Below are 18,938 nucleotides of genomic sequence, written 5' to 3'. Positions count from 1 at the left end.
TATGCAGATAATTTCATTTGAATCCCAATACGCCAAAGATTTTAAAGACCTGAACATCGAATGGCTGGAAAAATATTTTTGGGTAGAACCTCATGACGAAGAGGTTTTGGGCAAACCTGAAAAATACATCATTAATCCCGGCGGACAGATCTTCCTGGTAAAAGAGGACGAGAAAATCATTGGCACCGTAGCCCTTATGAAGATTAAAGACGGAATCTTTGAACTTACCAAAATGGCGGTGACGCCGGCCGCCCAGGGAAAAAGCATTGGTCAAAAGCTGATGGTCCACACTATAGCTTACGCAAAGGAGCAGGGCTGGCAAAAACTGATCATTTATTCGAACCGAAAGCTGGAGAACGCCATTCACATCTACAAGAAGTATGGGTTTAGGGAAATTCCAATAGAACAGAACAATCCCTACGCTCGTGGGGACATTAAAATGGAGCTGCCACTTTGCTAAAGTTCTATTAATTATCCGAACAAAAGTGTGAATTTTGCTTAGTTTTAGGAAAAACGAAGCAATTATGAGATATTTTTTCACATTACTTTTCTGCAGCGCCCTGCTCTTCAGCTGTAAATCTGAAAAAGAAGAGAAGGTTGCAGAGATCGAAGAAACTTCCGAAGTTGAGCAAACCGAAATGGACCAACAAGAGGCTTCCGCTGAACAGGACATGCCAGAGATCCAACCCATATCACATGCCACCGCGGTTATTAACTGGGATGATATTACCATCTACCTGGATCCTGTAGGAGGCGCCGAAGCTTTTGAAGGCATGGACGAGGCAGACCTGGTGTTGATCACCGATATTCACGGCGATCATATGGATGTCAAGACCCTCAACGCTCTCAATTTAGGAGACACGAAGATCATAGTGCCGCAGGCGGTGAAGAAAGAACTGCCCGATTCGCTTGCTCCTAACCTGGTGGTGATGAACAACGGTGACACTATTGATCAGCAAGGGATTTCAATCGAGGCGATTCCTATGTACAACTTACGAGAAGAGGCCAAACAGTTCCACCCTAAAGGCCGCGGAAATGGTTATGTGTTGGAAAAGAACGGAAAAAGGCTTTATATAGCCGGCGATACCGAAGACATTCCGGAAATGAGGAATTTGGAGAACATTGACATTGCTCTGGTTCCCATGAACCTGCCCTATACCATGACAGTTGAAAGCGCTGCAGACGGGGTGCTGGAGTTCGCTCCCAAACAGGTTTATCCTTATCACTTCCGCGGAAAGGATGGAAAATCTGATATTCAGAAATTCAAAAGGCTAGTGAATGAAGGCAATAAGGATATTGAAGTGGTCATGGCTAACTGGTATCCTGAAGAACCTCAACAATAGTAGCCCATAATTTATATTTGAAAACCCGCTTTTTTAGCGGGTTTTCTTGTATATGCCTAAAAAACTTTCCGTAATTTTAATAGGAAAGCCGTAAGCATGAAGTTTTCATATTCCTCCATTTTTACATTTTACAGAAATATAAAAAGCAAGATCGTTTTTTACCCTACCCTGTTCGCCCTCTCGGGTCTGCTGTTCGCTTTTGTGATGATGTACCTGGAGAACAGGGGCATTTCAAGGTATTTAGTTGACAATGTACCTGTACTGGTAGTAAACAATGGGGATACCGCCCTCACTATACTCAGCGCCTGCATCACCGGACTAATCTCCATGATGGTGTTCAGCTTTTCTATGGTTATGCTTCTGCTGAACCAGGCTTCCACCAACTATTCTCCCCGGCTGTTGCCCGGCCTTATCTCCGACAGGAATCACCAGTTCATTTTAGGTATCTACCTTGCCAGCATCCTGTACTGTGTGTTCATACTGTTTTCTATTCAACCAACGGGAGATAAGTACCAGGTGCCGGGATTTTCGGTGCTGCTGGGTATACTTTTCACTGTGGCCTGTATCTATGCTTTCATATATTTCATCCACAACATTTCCCAGAACATCCAGATCACTTACATTCTTGATAAAACCTTTCTTTCGGCCAAGGAAACTCTTGAGAAATTATTGAAGCACGAAAATGACCTTTCAACCGATTTTCCAGACACCGATAACTGGAAAGAATACCATACCGAAAAAAGTGGTTATTTCCAGGATTTTTCTACCCAGTACCTCTTGGACTTTTGCAAGGAAAAAGAGGTGAAACTGGAGATACTCCCGGTGAAGGGAATCTTTGTTTTACAGGGAATCCCGGTCTTTAGGTGCAGTAAAGAACTCTCTGAAGAGGAGGTTGAAAATGTACTGGAAAGGTTCCATTTTTCTCGTGCAGAACTGGTTTCAGAAAATTACATCCTGGCCTTTAAACAGATTACCGAAGTAATCGTCAAAGCCATGTCGCCGGGGATCAATGACCCGGGAACCGCCCTTAATGCCATTGATTACTTGACAGAATTATTGCAGCTTAGAATGCTTAAGGCCGACGAGACCTTTATTTCTGATGACAATGAAAATTACGTAAAGGTAAGGAGCGTCAACTTTGACGAGCTGCTATACAATGTCATGGCCGCCATTCGCACCTATTGTAAACAGGATATTATCGTGGTTCAGAAAGTGGGAACCATGTTCTATTATCTCCAAACCCAAAAGGTACAGAATGACAAGTACTACAAAACCTTATCAAGGGAAGCAGAAAGGATGCTTGAAGACGCAGGAAACGTTCTGGACAACCACGCAGATCTGGCGATCCTGAGCCATATTTCCCATAAACTCCAGTTACCTCAAAGAAAGGAATGATCTTCTAAAGGAACAGTCAATCACATGATATTCAAAGCTGTTTTCCGGAATAAAATCTTAAAATTATTATAAAACTTCCATTGAAAGAGTTAGTTTTATCACCTAATCGTCTTAAAAAATAAGATAATCAGGGCGCATCTAGGTTCTAAAGCATGATAAAACCTTTACTTTTCATTTTCTTAATTTTTCTTTCTTTTGGTGTTCAGGCCCAGGATCTGAGCTTACCTGTTCCGGATACTTTGAAAGTTTCGAATATTGCTCAAAAACAAGGACTTTCCCAGTTAAACGTGTTACAATTCGATTTTGATGAAAACGGCTATTTATGGGCCGGAACTGAGGACGGATTAAACAGGTTCAACGGGTACGAAATGACTACCTTTACCCAGAATTATTTAGATGGAGATGGACTGACCGATGATCACATTAGGGGTCTTTTTTATTCTGAAGATACGCTTTGGTTGGGAACCAATACTCACTCGCTCCAGGCTTACATCCCTTCACAGGACAAATTTCTGCATTTCAAGGATGATGACATTATTGCTGCAGATCCGTCGCTTAGCTACGCCCATGGTGTCTATGAGATCAACCAGAAGTTCCTACTGGTAAGTACCTTGAAAAATTGCCTGTTAATAAACAGAAGTTCCGGAGAAATTTTCGCTGTTTCCTTACCTGATACTTCAGTGAATGATTATGTAGTAAGCACCTTCAAACATTCAGAAAACAAAATATGGCTGGGCACCTATTTCAACGGAATTGTAGAACTGGACCTGGACAGCAAAAAAATCACAAACCTGCCACACTTTGATATTCTTGACAATAATCCCGTTCATGCCTTTCAGCAGAGAAAAACAGATGGCATTTTGATCGGAACTCAAAAAGGGCTTTTTATGTATTCATTTTCCTCTGAAGACCTGAAAGAAAATAAACAACTCGGTTCTGAAGCTGGAGTTAGATGTTTCTTTGATTGGAACGAAGAATTCTACTTGCTCGGGGCTACAAATGGATTGATGTTTCTCAATAAAAGCTCACTTGAATTCAAACCGGTTTTTCTTGCGGGTCTTAATAACCAAAAACATTCTCCCGTGGAGATTCTGCAGATAAAGAAGGATCCTTCGGGTGGGATATGGATGGGCTCTCAAGGAAAAGGCTTGTTCTATTATCATCCTGCACGACAAAAATTCACTCCAAAGCGCATCACTCTTCCAGATGAACCTGAAAAGGAATACATAAGCATCTTTAACTTTTTAAGAGAAGGAAACGACCTGTGGATGACTACCACTTTTGGATATGTAAAACATAATCTGGATGCTGATACTTATGAACTGTACCGTACAGACAGGTTGGGTTACACTCTGGTGAAAGACGAACAAGAACAGATCTGGGGCGGCGGATTTGATCAGGGGCTGGAAAAATACAACCGGAATAAAGATGTTTTTGAAGAGGTCACTCCGCTAACAGGCATTCCTGACCGGGATGTAGCCGAAATAATTCCGCTGTCAAAGGACAGTATGTGGGTAAGTACCTGGTCATCGGGCATTTTTTCCGTAGACCCTGCTACACTTGAATCCCAACCCGTTCAGATCAATGGTAAGGACCTGCACAGGTCACGTGCTTCTTTTAAAGGTCCTGACGGCACTCTGTGGTTGGGTGCAGATGACGGGCTCTACCGCCTTTGCAAAGGAAAGACCACAAAGTACGATCACGATCCTTCTAACAGCCAATCTTTAAGCAATAACAGGGTTTTCAGCATCACCCAAGATAAAAATCAAAATCTGTGGATAGGTACTGCCAAAGGGCTGAATAAACTCGATCTTCAAACAGACAGGATCACCCGTTACCTGGAACAGCCGGGCCTTCCCAACGATTTCATTTATGGCGTGCTGACCGATAACAATGATGATGTATGGGTAAGTACCAATAGAGGCTTGTCAAAGCTGGATCACGAATCGGAAACCTTCACTAATTTTACAGAGCAGGACGGGCTTCAGAATAATGAATTCAATGGCAAGGCTGCCTATAAAGACAGTTTGGGCTACCTGTATTTTGGAGGCATGAACGGGTTCAATGTTTTTCATGCAGACAGTATTCCCGTGAACCAGCACGTTGGAAAAACCATAATTGAAAACGTGGAGCTTTTTGGAAACCCCATAGCTCAGAACCTGATCTATACCGATACGCTTTCTTTTGATTATGATGAAAACGTGATCACTTTTAACTTTGCTTCCCTGAATTTTTTGCTTCCGGAGAAAAACAGGTACAGGTTCAAAATGCTTGGCTTTGACAAAGACTGGCGTCCTGTAACAAAAGAACGTACTACCACTTACACTAACCTGAATCCCGGCACCTATACCTTTCTGGTCCAGGGCAGCAACAGTGATCTATTATGGGGAGATCCAGATAGACTGTTCCTTACCATAAGGGCACCCTGGTATGCCACCACCTATTTCAAAATACTTTTGCTGATGGGGACCTTGCTGCTCATCACTTCTGTTTTCTTTATAAGATATAACCGAAAAAAAGCAGAAAATTTGCGCCTGCAGAAAATGGTTGAAGGCAGGACCGCTGAACTCAGAAAATCCAATCAAGATCTTGGGGAAGCAATGAATCTCGCAAAAGAGCAGAAAGACAATATTGCCTTTTTAATGGAGGAGCTTAATCACCGGGTGAAGAACAACCTTCAGCTAATTGCAAGTCTCCTGGAAATTCAGAAAGAAAGCATAACCGATGAACTTGCTAAGAATAATCTGGAGGCCGCTCAAAACAGGCTATTCACCATTGCCACTATTCACGACCTTCTGAATGACAAAAGACCCGGAGAAAACTTCAAGCTCGATCTGTTCATTTCAACCCTTGCCAATGAACTGGTAGATTTCATGGATGCCTCAGTAAACCTGGAATTTCATCTTGTTCCTCTTGAGGTACATAAGAAATGTATCACCCCACTGGGGATCATAATCAATGAACTGGTCACCAATACCCTCAAACACGCGTTTCCAGATAATAAGGAAAACAAAAAGATCACCATTTCCCTGTCACAGGAGGGGTCTTATGCCACATTAAAATATCACGACAATGGCATAGGCTTTCAATCTAATCAAGAAAAGGCAGAGGATTCCCTGGGTCTTAACCTTATTGAAAATCTTGCGCTGCAGCTCAAAGGCAGTATGAAGATCAAGGAGGAACAGGGAACAAGCATCACTATTAAATTTGAATGTTAGTCAATATTAATTAAGCACCTTTGGTTATGAATAAGATTTTAATGATTGAAGATGAGATAATCATTGCAGAAAGCCTGCGGCTTTTCTTAAAAAAGAACAACTATGAGGCAACAATAGCTACAAATGGTGCAAAAGCTATTGAAACTTTACAGAATGAAAACTTCAGCGGTGTTATCTGTGACATCAACCTTCAGGAGAAGAGAAATGGAATAGAAATCATTCAGAATTACCATGATCTGAACCGGCATGGACCTGTAATTTTCCTAACTGCCTATTCAAACCCGCAGGTTATGGAAGAAGCAGAAGAAGTTTCTCCCTATGCTTACATAATAAAACCTTTTAACAATCAACAATTACTTACAACACTTAACCTCGCTATCAAGAATCAATTTACCTTGTCACCATCTTCTACAGATACCAGTCTGGCTGAGCAATTAAGCAGGCGGGAAGTGGAGATCCTGCAACTTTTGGCAACAGGAAAAACCAATAAGATTATTGGCAGTGAACTTTTCATTTCCAAGCATACCGTGGATACCCATGTGAAAAATATAAAGGAAAAGCTCAATCTCAATAAAAAAGGAGAGCTCATCAGGTTTGTTCTGGCAAACCGTCTCGCCTGAGAAAATAAAAGATCCCCTACCAGTTTGCATCAAATCGATAGGGGATCTTTCTTTTAAAAAGCCTTAATTACCTTACCAGTTTCTTATACTTAATCCTTTTTGGAGTAATATCTCCGCCAAGTCTCTTTTTCTTATTCTCCTCATATTCAGAGAAACTGCCTTCAAAGAAATACACTTCAGAATTTCCTTCAAAAGCCAGTATGTGCGTACATACCCTGTCCATGAACCAGCGGTCGTGTGAGATGATCACCGCACAGCCTGCAAAGTTCTCCAAACCTTCTTCCAGTGCACGCAGGGTGTTCACATCAAGGTCGTTGGTTGGCTCATCCAGCAACAGTACGTTTCCTTCTTCTTTTAATGTCATGGCAAGGTGCAGTCGGTTCCTTTCTCCTCCGGAAAGCTTGCTGACCTTTTTATTCTGTTCGCTTCCGCTAAAGTTGAATCGGCTCAAATATGCCCTTGAATTCACCTGCCGGCCGCCCATCATGATGAGTTCCTGCTCATCACTGAAGTTTTGCCAAATGGTCTTTTCAGGATCTATGTTCGCGTGACTCTGATCTACATAAGCGATCTTGACGGTCTCTCCTACTTCAAAAGTTCCTTTATCTGGCTGCTCCTGTCCCATGATCATTTTAAAAATGGTGGTCTTACCGGCCCCGTTCGGCCCAATGATCCCCACGATCCCTGCCTGCGGCAGCTTGAAGTTAAGATCATCATACAGCAATTTGTCTCCAAAAGCCTTGCTTACACCTTTAGCCTCGATCACATTCGTTCCCAAACGCGGACCGTTTGGAATATAGATCTCCAGCTGTTCATCCATTTTCTTCTGGTCCTGGCTCATCAGCTTATCGTAATTGTTGAGACGGGCCTTTTGCTTGGCATGACGTCCTTTGGGAGCCATTCTTGACCATTCCAGCTCGCGCTCCAGGGTCTTTTGGCGTTTGCTGGCCTGCTTTTGTTCCTGTGCCAGGCGCTTTGCCTTTTGGTCAAGCCAGGAAGAATAATTTCCTTTCCATGGGATTCCTTCTCCTCTATCAAGTTCCAGGATCCATCCCGCTACATTGTCAAGGAAATAACGGTCGTGCGTCACAGCGATCACTGTTCCCTTATATTGCTGAAGGTGATGTTCCAGCCACAATACAGACTCGGCGTCAAGGTGGTTGGTAGGCTCATCGAGCAGCAGCACGTCGGGCTCCTGCAGCAGCAGGCGGCAAAGAGCTACCCTTCTTCTTTCCCCTCCGGAAAGGACTCCGATCTTCTTATCTGGTTCAGGGGTGCGCAGGGCATCCATGGCGATCTCCAGTTTCGTGTCGAGTTCCCAGGCATTGCTGGCGTCTATCTTATCCTGCAGTTCTGCCTGCTTGTCCATAAGCTTCTGCATCTTGTCAGGATCCTCATAGACTTCGGGCAGGCCAAACATGTCATTGATCTTGTTGTATTCTTCCAGAATCGCCACAGTTTCGGCAGCGCCTTCCTTTACTACCTCAAGCACCGTCTTTTCATCATCAAGCTTTGGCTCCTGCTCCAAATATCCAACAGAATATCCGGGGGCAAAAACCACATCACCCTGGTAGTTCTTTTCCTCTCCCGCGATGATCCTCAAAAGAGTGGATTTTCCAGAACCGTTAAGCCCCAGGATCCCGATCTTCGCTCCGTAGAAAAAGCTTAAATATATGTTCTTTAAAACCGGTGTGTTCGCTCCCTGATAGGTCTTGGTAAGACCAGACATGGAGAAGATCACTTTTTTATCGTCTGCCATAAATTGTGTTTTTAAAAAGTATTTAACCTGAAAGCCACTCAATTAAGTGTTTCTTTCAGAAGTTTGGATCAGGCAAATATCACAATTTTAGTACTCATATTTGCTTCGGAAAGTCGAAAATTTAAGAGGAATGCAGTCCCAGGTGTCTTAACAGGATCAAAAGCTGTCCGCTGTGATAAGAAGTATGCTCAATGACCAGCAGGACCTCCCTAAAAAAGTTATGTTTTCCTGAAGGTATCGGCTGTAAAAGGTTCTTTTCGGGTGATATTATAAGATTCGCAAGTTCCTCCCTTTCCTGAAAATAATTAGTTTTCACCTCTTCCCATTCAGCTTCATCATTTGGCGCCTGTTCCTTTGGCCAGTAAGCCTCAGGCCAGGCCGGAGCCGAATAATCCTTTTGGGTACAGTAATCTAATATGTCCTTTTGTGTGAATCTAATATGACAGAAGAGCTCGTAAAATGAATAAGGAAGGTCTGCGGGTCTCTTTCCTGTTTCAGAAAAGGGGATCTTTTCCAGCATTTCCTCTATAGGCATAAAAGCCTCCCCTCCCTTGAGGTGGCTTACAAGCTGTTGTTTTAAACCTACAGAGGGATCCATTTTAAACTCTTCCTTTTAATGCATTGAACGCCCATGACATCACGAAAAAACCTATTCCCACGGTGGAGAATCCTATTGCGTAATCTCTATATTTCAGCACCCCAAGTAAAACCAGGGCTATTCCTATTAAAAGGGTGAAAAATGATGCCCAGGCAAAAATTCCATTCTTGTTCATTCCCATTTTTGGTCCTTGTTAGTTGATTATAAGTTACAAAAAACTGTGGAGCCGGCCCCTCGTTTTTTCGGGTGCAAAATTACCCTTACACCTGCGTTGTTTTCCTAATAAATATCAGGTTTTTTAATCATTTTTTGAAATGAGCGATAGTCGAGTGGTTTTTGTATTTTAGCAACCATTCAAAAAAATAATTCCTGAAAAAGTGCTTTTTTAAAAGGTCTTTTTCAGAAAAAGTCTTGATCAACCAAATGGATATTCAATTTAATAAGAACGAGGATCATAATAAATTACTGGTTTCTGACCTCAAGAAACGTCTCAAGAAGGTAAAGCTGGGCGGCGGCGAAAAACGCATCGAGAAACATCATTCCAAAGGAAAGATGACCGCCCGTGAACGTACAGATTACCTGCTGGACGACCCGAACGAAGCCATCGAGATAGGTGCTTTTGCCGGTGACGGCATGTACGAGGAACACGGCGGATGCCCCAGCGGCGGAGTTGTGGTGAAGATAGGGAAAGTGGCCGGCAAACAATGTATCATTGTCGCCAACGATGCTACGGTAAAGGCCGGTGCATGGTTTCCCATCACGGCCAAAAAGAACCTCAGGGCACAGGAGATCGCCATGGAAAACCGCCTCCCCATCATTTACCTTGTGGATTCGGCAGGGGTTTACCTGCCCATGCAGGACGAGATCTTCCCAGACAAAGAACACTTCGGAAGGATCTTCAGGAACAATGCCGTAATGAGCAGCATGGGCATCACCCAGATCTCTGCGGTTATGGGCAGCTGTGTGGCCGGGGGAGCTTACCTTCCTATTATGAGCGACGAGGCTCTTATCGTGGACAAAACGGGAAGCATTTTCCTTGCCGGAAGTTACCTGGTAAAGGCGGCCATTGGAGAGTCTATTGATAACGAAACTCTGGGCGGTGCTACCACGCACAGCGAGATCAGCGGGGTGACCGATTATAAGGCCAAAGATGATAAGGATGCGCTGGATACCATCCGCGGACTTATGGACAAGATTGGTGACTATGACAAAGCCGGGTACAACCGCAAGAAACCTCAAAAGCCGGCTAAAGATCCGAAAGAGATCTACGGAATTTTACCCAAGCTTCGGAACGAGCAGTATGACATGCACGAGATCATCGCGAGGCTCGTAGATAATTCGGAATTCCAGGAATATAAAGAAGGTTACGGACAGACCATCATCTGTGCTTACGCCCGCATAGACGGTTGGGCTGTGGGCATCGTGGCCAACCAGCGCAAGATCGTCAAAACCGCTAAAAAAGAAATGCAGTTTGGTGGGGTGATTTATTCAGACTCTGCCGATAAAGCCACACGCTTCATCGCTAACTGTAACCAGAAAAAGATCCCGCTGGTATTCCTGCAGGACGTCACAGGATTCATGGTGGGCAGCAAAAGCGAACACGGCGGCATTATTAAAGACGGCGCCAAAATGGTAAATGCGGTGAGCAATTCCGTAGTGCCAAAATTCACCGTGGTCATAGGTAATTCTTACGGTGCCGGAAATTACGCGATGTGCGGAAAGGCATATGATCCACGGCTTATTTTCGCATGGCCAAGTGCAGAACTTGCCGTAATGGGAGGCACCCAGGCCGCGAAGGTTCTGGCGCAAATAGAGACCGCTTCGCTGGAGAAGAAAGGCGAAAAAGTAGACGCCGAAAAGGAAAAAGAGGTGTTCGAAGAGATCAAGGCCCGCTATGACAAGCAGACTTCAGCCTACTATGCCGCTGCCCACTTATGGACAGACGCGGTGATCGATCCGCTGGAAACCAGGAAATGGATCTCTACCGGAATAGAAGCTGCCAACCACGCTCCCATTGAGAAAGATTTTAACCTGGGTGTGATCCAAACCTAAAAAGCATTTTTAGAATGAGATATTTTTTGCCCCTTTTTAGCCTTCTGTTGTTAGGTTTTCTGCCAATCAAGGCACAGGTCCTAACCCATAAGGATTCCTTTACGGAAGCAGACACCCTACGTGGATCCCTGCGCCCGGAAAGGAATTATGATGTGCTGAAGTATCACCTTAATGTGAAAGTGGATCCTGAAGACAGATACATTTCAGGTTACAACACCATTACTTTTAAAGCCGAAAAAAACCTGCCCGTGATGCAGGTGGACCTTTTTGAAAACATGCAGGTGGATTCAATTCTGTACAGGGGCAAAAAAATGAATTTTGAAAGAAAGTTCGATGCGGTGTTCATCGATATGGCTCCGCAAGTTCCTAAAAATGCGACCGATTCTCTTCAGTTCTTTTACTCCGGAAATCCTGTAGTGGCCAAAAATGCACCTTGGGACGGAGGCTTTGTTTTCGAAAAAGACGAGGAAGGCAATCCGTGGATCGCTGTGGCGGTTCAGGGAACAGGTGCCAGCCTGTGGTATCCAAACAAGGATCATCAGAGCGATGAGCCCGAAGAAGCCCTTATTGAGATAGCAGTGCCTAATGGACTGATGAACGTTTCCAACGGCAGGTTCCTGGGGAAAGAGGTACTTGAAGACGGTTATACCCAGTGGAACTGGAAAGTAGAATCACCTATCAACAACTACAACATCGTGGTGAACATTGGAAATTATGTTCACTTCAGCGATAAGTATAAAGACCTGGACCTGGATTATTACGTACTGCCCTACCATCTTGAAAAAGCGAAAAAGCAATTTGAGGAGGTGAAAATCATGATGGATTGTTTTTATGACAAGTTCGGAGCTTATCCTTTTGAAAAGGACGGGTTCAAACTCGTGGAAACTCCTTACCTGGGTATGGAGCACCAGAGCGCGGTCGCCTACGGAAATGAATTTAAAATGGGTTACCTTGGGAAAGACCTAAGCGGAACCGGCATCGGGTTAAAATGGGATTTCATTACCATCCATGAGTCGGGCCACGAATGGTTCGGAAACAGCATTACCGCGGCAGATATTGCCGATATGTGGATCCACGAAGGTTTCACCACCTATTCTGAAGCAGTATACATAGAATGCCGTTGGGGCAAACAGGAAGCTTTGGAATACCTGAAAGGCATCAGAAGCAATATTGGCAACCAGAATTCCATTATCGGGGAATACGGGGTAAACAGTGAAGGTTCGGGTGACATGTACTACAAGGGTGCAAACCTGCTCAATACCATAAGGAGCATTTATGACGATGATGATCTCTGGTGGAAAACTTTAAAGGATTACACTGAAATCCACCGTCACCAGATCATCGATACGCAAACCACAGAAGATTTCTTCAACAAAGCTATTTCTACAGACCTTTCTCCGGTCTTTGACCAGTACCTGCGTTACGCCAAGATTCCGGAGCTGCAGATCAGAAAAAAAGGCAACTCACTTGCCTATCGCTGGCAGGCCGATGTGGAAGATTTTAAAATGCCCGTTGATATTTTTATCAATGGTAAGGAAGTTCGTTTGTTGGCTACCGATGAATGGCAGCAATATTCGGGAAAGATTGATTCCCTTGACGAGGTAAAGATCAATGAAAAGGAATTTTATATTGATTTTTCCAAACTATAGCCACAGCTGACCTTTCAGAAAAAGAAAAATTACATATAACCGTAATTTTCAGTAACTTATAGTAATAAAAACTTTGAGTTACGATGACGATAAAATCACTGAACAAGTGGGCCAATGCGCACACTTATTATCCGCTTGACTTGCTGCGAGTGGCTTTGGGGATCTTCTTTTTTATAAAAGGACTGCAGTTCATTTCTCAAACCCACATGCTGACCGAACTTATAGCACCCCTAAAAGGCTTTGGAGGGGTGATGCTGATCGTACATTACATTGCACCGGTACATTTAGTTGGAGGGATCTTGATTGCGGTAGGACTGCTTACCCGCTGGGCGCTCATTGTACAGCTGCCTATTCTAATTGGTGCAATCCTGATCAATTTTATGGGAGTAATGGATGTTGGAAACCTGATACTGGCCATTGTAGTGTTGTTGGTCACTACCTTCTTCATCTACTACGGCTCCGGAAAGCACTCTCTGGATTATTATTTTAAAATGGGATCTTAAAAAGGTTCTTCAGGCCATACGGCTTTTCAGCGTATTGGTCCTGTGGATCTTTCCGTTTGGGGTCTCTTCGAACTTTTCAACGAGATAGATCTTTTTGGGAAGTTCGTATTTCCCCAGTTTATTACTGGCTTTAATTTCCTTTTCGAGGTTTTTTAAAGCCGTTTCAGAAAAATCGCTTTCTACCATCAAAACCAGTTTTTCGCCCAGGGCAGGGTCTGGTAAGGAAGTGATGAAGAACCTGTGAGCGATGATGGGCGCCAGCTTGGCCTCTATTTCTTCGGGATGCAGTTTTATTCCCCCGGAATTGATCACATTATCTATACGGCCTTTCCAAATAAAGGTTTTTGGCGAAAGGATCTCCACAACATCGTTGGTCACCACCGGCTCCTCTGCCAATTGAGGCGCTGAGATCACCAGGCACTCCCGGTCATCGGTAGAAATGGAAACGTTCGGCAGGACCTGAAACGGAATGGGATCTTCTTTTTTTCTCTTCGGATTAACCCTCCTCGCCGCAATATGGGTAACGGTCTCGGTCATTCCGTAGGTTTCATAAACTTCCGTGGCAATGCCCTGTACCAGGTCTTTTTGGGTAGCCGAAACGGCACCGCCGCCCACGATCAGCTTTCTTATGAGGTGCAGCCTGCTTAAGGAATTGTCAAGCTGAAAAGGGGTCATGGCGCAAAAATCATAGATCTTAAAAACCCTGTCCAGCGGATTGGCTTTAGGCAGGACTAGGTCCAGGTGCCACCCCAGAACCATCGCTCTTACCAGCATCATCTTGCCCGCAATGAAATTTGTGGGTAGACAATGTAAGGCTGTCGTGCCTGCAGGCAGATCAAAAAATCTCCCCGTGGCTTTGGCACTATTGATCATGAACTGCTTTTTGATCCTGATCTTCTTAGGAGTACCGGTAGAACCGGAGGTCTTTACCTCAACATAATCCTTCTCATTGAGCCAGTCAAGCAGAAAACTTCCAGCCTGCCCTTCATACGGCTCCCCTTCCTTGATAAGGCTGTATGCCACCGAAGCAAGTTCTTCATTGGTGTAGTGCAACTTATTAAGCCTAAAGGATGGATGGGTCTCGGGTAGCCTCATGTTTTTTAGCATAACTTTAGTTGAAGTTTAACTTCTTAGAAACTAAAGTTACCAAAATGCCTACAAAAACTAAATTTCTTCTGAATAATTTATGCTTTCAGGCCGGGTAACTCTCCCAAAAAGTCTTTCTTTCCAGTTCGTCCACCGGTAGGTCTTGGCCATTAGAAAAAGGAAGATCGGATAGACGATCAACACCGGGACAATAATATCAAAACCGGCTGTGGGTTCAGAAACATCTTTTAGAATAGAGTGGGTCTGGAAGGCGGTCCAGTCGGCAGTGATCAGTAGGGCCCCTATCAGGTTGTTCCCAAAATGGAAGCCCAGGGCCAGTTCCAGGCCTTCATCCATCAGGGTCATGATTCCCAGGAGCAGCCCGGTACCAATGTAATAGATCATGATGACGTAGCCCAGCTTTTCCACTTCCGGATTCCACAGGTGCAGACTTCCAAAGAGCACAGAAGTGACGATCAAGGGGAACCACTTGTTCCCTGCCATGATGCCTAGTCCCTGCATTAAATATCCGCGGAAAAGGTATTCTTCAAAACTGGTTTGCAAAGGTACCATGATCACTGCTATGGCTGCCAGGATAAGAAAAGGAACCAGGTCAAAGTTCCAGAGAAAATCTTCGGGCCTTAGATTATAATCAATGATGGTGGCTACAATGGTAAAAACAGCAATGATCCCAAAGCCGAAGAAAAACCTGCCCCAGTCCACCTTCTTTCTTGAAGTAGTGGCCTCCACAAGCGGTTGCTGGTGCAGCAGTCTTATGACCAGGAGCAGCGCTCCCAAACCTACGGCGAACATAAGCAGTAACAGGAAAAAAGCTACATTAGAATCCAGGGTTTGTAACACCTTCATCATATCTGAAGACTCTGTCATGGTGAATATCTCCGGTCCCATTTCCAGGATAATAGCGGCCATAAGCGGAAGCCCCCCAATTATCTGCCAGGCGATGAATACTATGATCATCCCGATCAAATACCGCCACCAGTCTGTTTTTGCTTTAAAAGCCTGTTCTATAAACATTGTTTCTTCTATAGGTTAAAGTTCCAATCAATTTGAGGTCTGTACCATAATTCTCCCTTTTTTACCTCCAGGGGAGAATCAAAGTTATTCGTATAAAGTCCGCCGGTGCCAAGACCCTGCGGCATGGGGTTGTTTTGTTCAAAAGTGTACTGCGCAATGGCATTTAGACCTACATTGCTTTCCAGGGCGCTGGTGATCCACCAGCCCGTTCCCTGCTCATCTGCCAGCTCTATCCACTCTGTAGTTCCTCTAAATCCGCCTATTAGACTGGGTTTAAAAATTAGGTACTGTGGTTTTATGGTTTGTAACAGTTCGCGTTTTTTCGTTACAGAAGTGATTCCTATCAATTCCTCATCAAGCGCAATGGGTATGGGAGTTTTTTCACAAAGAGAAGCCATCACTTCCCACTGCCTCTGCTTCACCGGCTGTTCAATGCTGTGCAGCTCCAGTTCGCTGAGCCTTTTTAATTTTTCCATGGCTTCGGAAGGGGAAAAAGCGCCGTTGGCATCTACCCTTATCTCCATTTCTTCTGAAGGAAATTCCTTCCGGATGTAGCGGAGCAGATCCAGCTCTTTTTCAAAGTCTATGGCCCCTATCTTCAGCTTAATGCACCTGAAGCCCTGTTCGATCTTCTGAACGATCTGCTCTTTCATAAAAGCCTCCTCCCCCATCCATACCAGTCCGTTGATCGGGATAGCTGCTTTACCCTCGGTAAATTCCGAAGGAAAGAGCAAAAAGGATGTCTGCGCATGCAAAGACCTGAAAGCCATCTCCACGCCAAACTGAATGCTGGGGAACTCCCTCAGCTTTTCCCACAGCTTGTCGGGCCCCAGTTCGATGTTTTCACAGACCCACATCAGCCTGTCTTCATAATCTGAGCGGTCATCAAAACTAAGGGAGCGCAGAATTCCGCACTCCCCTATTCCTATGCTGTCCTCGGTCTCCAAGATGAGAAACCAGGTCTCCTTTTGGGTCATGACTCCCCGCGACGTACCGCTGGGACGTTTAAAATTGAGAATGTGTTTTTGATAACTCGCCTTCATATGAATTAAAGCTCGATGCTTTCCCCTATTTCGAGAAGCATCAGGTCTTTTCCTTTTTCGTAGAATTTTCTCTTGGCCTCCTCGTGGTCTATTTCAATGAAGCCAAAGGTATCGTAGTGGCAGCCCAGCACCTTGTCACACTCCACAAAATCACTCGCTATAATAGCATCTTCGACTCCCATGGTAAAGTTGTCGCCAATGGGCAAGATAGCAAGATCGAGTTTGGTCTGTAGCGGGATCAACTTCATATCCATGGTAAGTGCGGTATCCCCGGCGATATAGATGTTCTTGTGCTCCCCTTCTATGACAAATCCTCCGGGCTGACCTCCGTAACTTCCGTCGGGAAAGGAGCTGGTATGGATCGCGTTCACATATTTGAGATTTCCGAATTCAAAGCTCCAGTTCCCGCCATGGTTCATGGGGTGCACTTCCAGACCCTTGTTCTCATAATGCGTGGTAATCTCGAAATTGCTCACTATTACCGCACCGGTGCGCTTGGCGATCGCCTCCGCATCCAGGGTATGGTCCTGGTGCGCATGGGTAAGGAGGATATAATCGGCTTTTAGCTCATCAATATTTACTTTTCCTTCTAATTTTTCGTTGCCGGTAATAAAGGGATCCACCAAAATGTTGATGCCTTTTATTTCAATAAGAAAGGTACTGTGGCCGTAGTGAGTAATTTTCATATTCGTTGGTTTTTAAATTCTGTTCTTTTTCAAGTTACAGTATCTGTCCGAGACCAAAAAGCACAGCGAGCAAAAAGGTGCTCAGGGCCAGTTTTTTCAGTTCCGGATCCAGTTGTTCCTGATCCACTGTTTCCATCACCCTCTTTAAATGCTTTAAGATTGGTATGAACGCAAAGAAATAAAGCAGGTCATTGATTCCTGTGAAAGTGAGTGCTGAGAACATCACGATAGAGAAAACAGCCGCAATGATGAGTATATAATGGTACTTTTTGGCATTCTCTGCCCCCATTTTTACCACCAGGGTATTCTTTCCAGCCCTTTCATCAGCTGCCCTGTCCCGCATGTTATTCAGATTTAGAACTCCTGCACTCAAAAGTCCGATAGTAAAGGAAGGGAGCAGCACTTCCCAGTTCCACTCAAGGGAATAGAGAAAATAACATCCGTAAACCCCCACCACTCCAAAAAACAGGAACACAAAAAGGTCTCCCAGGCCTTTATAGCCGTAGGCAGAATCCCCTACAGTGTATTTTACCGCCGCCACAATGGCTGCAATACCCAGCACCAGGAATAACAAAATGTAAGAAAGGTTTTCTGAACCAAAGGCAATGTAGATGAGCGCTACTGCAAACAGAAAAGTAATTATAGCCGTAGCAACCATTCCCCAGAACATTTCTCCTTTGGTGATGAGTCCGCTTTGCAGGGTACGTTGGGGGCCGACCCGCTCATCATTATCGGTGCCTTTTACAAAATCACCATAATCATTCGCGAAGTTGGAGAGAATCTGAAAGCCAAGAGTGGTCGCCAGTGCCAGACTAAAGATCACGCTGTGAAACTCTTCCTGTGCCACGGCTATGGAACTCCCCACCAGTATCCCTGAAATGGAAAGAGGTAGGGTTCTTAGTCGGGCTGCACTGATCCAGGTTTGAAAATTTGCCATTTTTATCGCATTACTTTTACCAGCAGTTCTTTCAACAGGTCTCCCTGCGCCACATTTGCCGCACCTACGCCCTTGCTTTGCACATCCGCCTCACGCAGGTATGAGATGGCCCGGCTAACATGTTTCATGTTATAGTTCTTGGCTGCTGTTGTATAATCGCTCACAAAATAAGGATTTACCTTTAATACTTTTGCCACATTCATCTTTGATTTATCTCCAAGGGCATGGTACTGCTGCAGCTGAGAAAAGAAGCCGTACAACAGAGATACGGTAACCACCATTGGATTGTCTTTTGGGTTCTGCGAAAAATAGTTGATGATGCGGTGCGCCTTCAGGTCATCACGCATGCCTATTGCCTTTCTCAACTCAAAATTGTTGAAATCCTTGCTTATCCCAATATTCTCCTCAATGATCTCGGGATTGATGTTGGTGCCTTCGGGGCAGATGAGCCTTAGCTTTTCAAGTTCGTTATCTATCTTGCCAAGGTCAGTTCCCAGGAATTCCACCAGCATTTGTGAGGCCTTGGGAGCGATCTGATAGTTCTTTGCCTTCAGCGTGCTTTGGATCCAGGTCGACACCTGATTCTCATACAGGCGTTTACTTTCAAAGATCACCCCATTTTTGGCGATCGCTTTATGCAATTTCTTTCTCTTGTCGAGCTTCTTGTATTTATAACAAACGACCAGCACCGTAGAAGGCTGCGGATTCTCAGCATAATCTGTAAGCTGTTCAATGGTCCTTGATAGGTCCTGCGCCTCTTTTACAATGATCACCTGCCTTTCGGCCATCATGGGAAATCTTTTTGCATTTCCTACTATATCATCAACAGATACATCCCGTCCATAAAGCACCATCTGGTTAAAACCTTTTTCATCTTCCCGCAGCACATTTTCTTCAATGTAACCTGAGATCTGGTCAATAAAATAAGGTTCCTCCCCCATTAAAAAATAGATAGGCTTAAGCTCTCCTTTTTTTATGGTGGTGATTATATTCTTTACGTCATCCATTAATTTC

The 18,938-nt window shown here is 44.5% G+C and carries 17 protein-coding genes; 8 read left to right on the top strand and 9 right to left on the bottom strand.

Annotation, left to right across the window (positions count from 1 at the left end):
- The first annotated feature begins 1 nt into the window (after position 1).
- The 5 genes from BLS64_RS05405 (at position 2) to BLS64_RS05385 (ending at position 6,576) form a co-directional block, all read left to right on the top strand.
- Complete coding sequence (locus BLS64_RS05405) at positions 2-460, top strand: GNAT family N-acetyltransferase (RefSeq protein WP_093112497.1); 459 nt, start codon at positions 2-4, stop codon at positions 458-460.
- 64 nt (positions 461-524) lie between these two features.
- Complete coding sequence (locus BLS64_RS05400) at positions 525-1,343, top strand: MBL fold metallo-hydrolase (protein WP_093112496.1); 819 nt, start codon at positions 525-527, stop codon at positions 1,341-1,343.
- A 96-nt stretch (positions 1,344-1,439) separates the two neighbouring features.
- Positions 1,440-2,738 carry a DUF2254 domain-containing protein gene (locus BLS64_RS05395; RefSeq protein WP_093112495.1) on the top strand — a complete coding sequence of 433 codons (1,299 nt, stop codon included), beginning with the start codon at positions 1,440-1,442 and terminating at the stop codon, positions 2,736-2,738.
- A 152-nt stretch (positions 2,739-2,890) separates the two neighbouring features.
- Entirely contained in the window at positions 2,891-5,956 is a 3,066-nt protein-coding gene (locus tag BLS64_RS05390; RefSeq protein WP_093112494.1) for a ligand-binding sensor domain-containing protein, read from the top strand.
- A gap of 26 nt (positions 5,957-5,982) precedes the next feature.
- Positions 5,983-6,576, top strand: a complete 594-nt coding sequence (locus BLS64_RS05385) for a response regulator transcription factor (protein ID WP_093112493.1) — start codon at positions 5,983-5,985, stop codon at positions 6,574-6,576.
- 67 nt (positions 6,577-6,643) lie between these two features.
- On the opposite strand, the gene ettA is transcribed toward BLS64_RS05385, so the two are convergent.
- The 3 genes from ettA to BLS64_RS05370 form a co-directional block, all read right to left on the bottom strand.
- The gene (ettA, locus tag BLS64_RS05380) at positions 6,644-8,335 is read right to left on the bottom strand and encodes an energy-dependent translational throttle protein EttA (RefSeq protein WP_093112492.1); all 1,692 of its coding nucleotides are present in this window, start codon (positions 8,333-8,335) and stop codon (positions 6,644-6,646) included.
- A 121-nt stretch (positions 8,336-8,456) separates the two neighbouring features.
- Complete coding sequence (locus BLS64_RS05375; protein ID WP_093112491.1) at positions 8,457-8,933, bottom strand: DinB family protein; 477 nt, start codon at positions 8,931-8,933, stop codon at positions 8,457-8,459.
- A gap of 1 nt (position 8,934) precedes the next feature.
- Positions 8,935-9,108 carry a CAL67264 family membrane protein gene (locus BLS64_RS05370; RefSeq protein WP_407690094.1) on the bottom strand — a complete coding sequence of 58 codons (174 nt, stop codon included), beginning with the start codon at positions 9,106-9,108 and terminating at the stop codon, positions 8,935-8,937.
- 248 nt (positions 9,109-9,356) lie between these two features.
- Between BLS64_RS05370 and BLS64_RS05365 the strand changes: the two genes are divergently transcribed.
- The 3 genes from BLS64_RS05365 (at position 9,357) to BLS64_RS05355 (ending at position 13,137) form a co-directional block, all read left to right on the top strand.
- Complete coding sequence (locus BLS64_RS05365; protein ID WP_093112489.1) at positions 9,357-10,985, top strand: acyl-CoA carboxylase subunit beta; 1,629 nt, start codon at positions 9,357-9,359, stop codon at positions 10,983-10,985.
- 14 nt (positions 10,986-10,999) lie between these two features.
- Positions 11,000-12,634: a M1 family metallopeptidase gene (locus tag BLS64_RS05360; RefSeq protein ID WP_093112488.1), complete on the top strand. Its 1,635-nt coding sequence runs from the start codon at positions 11,000-11,002 to the stop codon at positions 12,632-12,634.
- 83 nt (positions 12,635-12,717) lie between these two features.
- Positions 12,718-13,137 carry a DoxX family protein gene (locus BLS64_RS05355; protein ID WP_093112487.1) on the top strand — a complete coding sequence of 140 codons (420 nt, stop codon included), beginning with the start codon at positions 12,718-12,720 and terminating at the stop codon, positions 13,135-13,137.
- 9 nt (positions 13,138-13,146) lie between these two features.
- Here BLS64_RS05355 and BLS64_RS05350 read toward each other — a convergent pair whose 3' ends face one another.
- From BLS64_RS05350 to holA, 6 genes are read right to left on the bottom strand one after another with little or no spacing between them, the layout of a single operon-like run.
- Positions 13,147-14,244: an AMP-binding protein gene (locus BLS64_RS05350; RefSeq protein WP_093112486.1), complete on the bottom strand. Its 1,098-nt coding sequence runs from the start codon at positions 14,242-14,244 to the stop codon at positions 13,147-13,149.
- Positions 14,245-14,301: 57 nt separating this feature from the next.
- Positions 14,302-15,258, bottom strand: a complete 957-nt coding sequence (locus tag BLS64_RS05345) for a CPBP family intramembrane glutamic endopeptidase (protein ID WP_093112485.1) — start codon at positions 15,256-15,258, stop codon at positions 14,302-14,304.
- Positions 15,259-15,266: 8 nt separating this feature from the next.
- Positions 15,267-16,301 (bottom strand): o-succinylbenzoate synthase, encoded by a 1,035-nt coding sequence (locus BLS64_RS05340; protein WP_093112484.1) that lies wholly within the window; start codon positions 16,299-16,301, stop codon positions 15,267-15,269.
- 5 nt (positions 16,302-16,306) lie between these two features.
- The gene (locus tag BLS64_RS05335; protein WP_093112483.1) at positions 16,307-16,987 is read right to left on the bottom strand and encodes a metal-dependent hydrolase; all 681 of its coding nucleotides are present in this window, start codon (positions 16,985-16,987) and stop codon (positions 16,307-16,309) included.
- A 34-nt stretch (positions 16,988-17,021) separates the two neighbouring features.
- A complete protein-coding gene (menA, locus tag BLS64_RS05330; protein WP_093112482.1) occupies positions 17,022-17,924 on the bottom strand; it encodes a 1,4-dihydroxy-2-naphthoate octaprenyltransferase in 903 nt (300 codons plus the stop codon).
- A gap of 2 nt (positions 17,925-17,926) precedes the next feature.
- Positions 17,927-18,931: a DNA polymerase III subunit delta gene (gene holA / locus BLS64_RS05325; RefSeq protein WP_093112481.1), complete on the bottom strand. Its 1,005-nt coding sequence runs from the start codon at positions 18,929-18,931 to the stop codon at positions 17,927-17,929.
- Positions 18,932-18,938 lie beyond the last annotated feature (7 nt).

Origin of the sequence: Salinimicrobium catena, assembly GCF_900102915.1 — a bacterium.
Lineage (GTDB): Bacteria > Bacteroidota > Bacteroidia > Flavobacteriales > Flavobacteriaceae > Salinimicrobium > Salinimicrobium catena.
The sequence above is the reverse complement of the archived record's forward strand: the minus strand, read 5'-3'. Positions and strand labels throughout refer to the sequence as shown.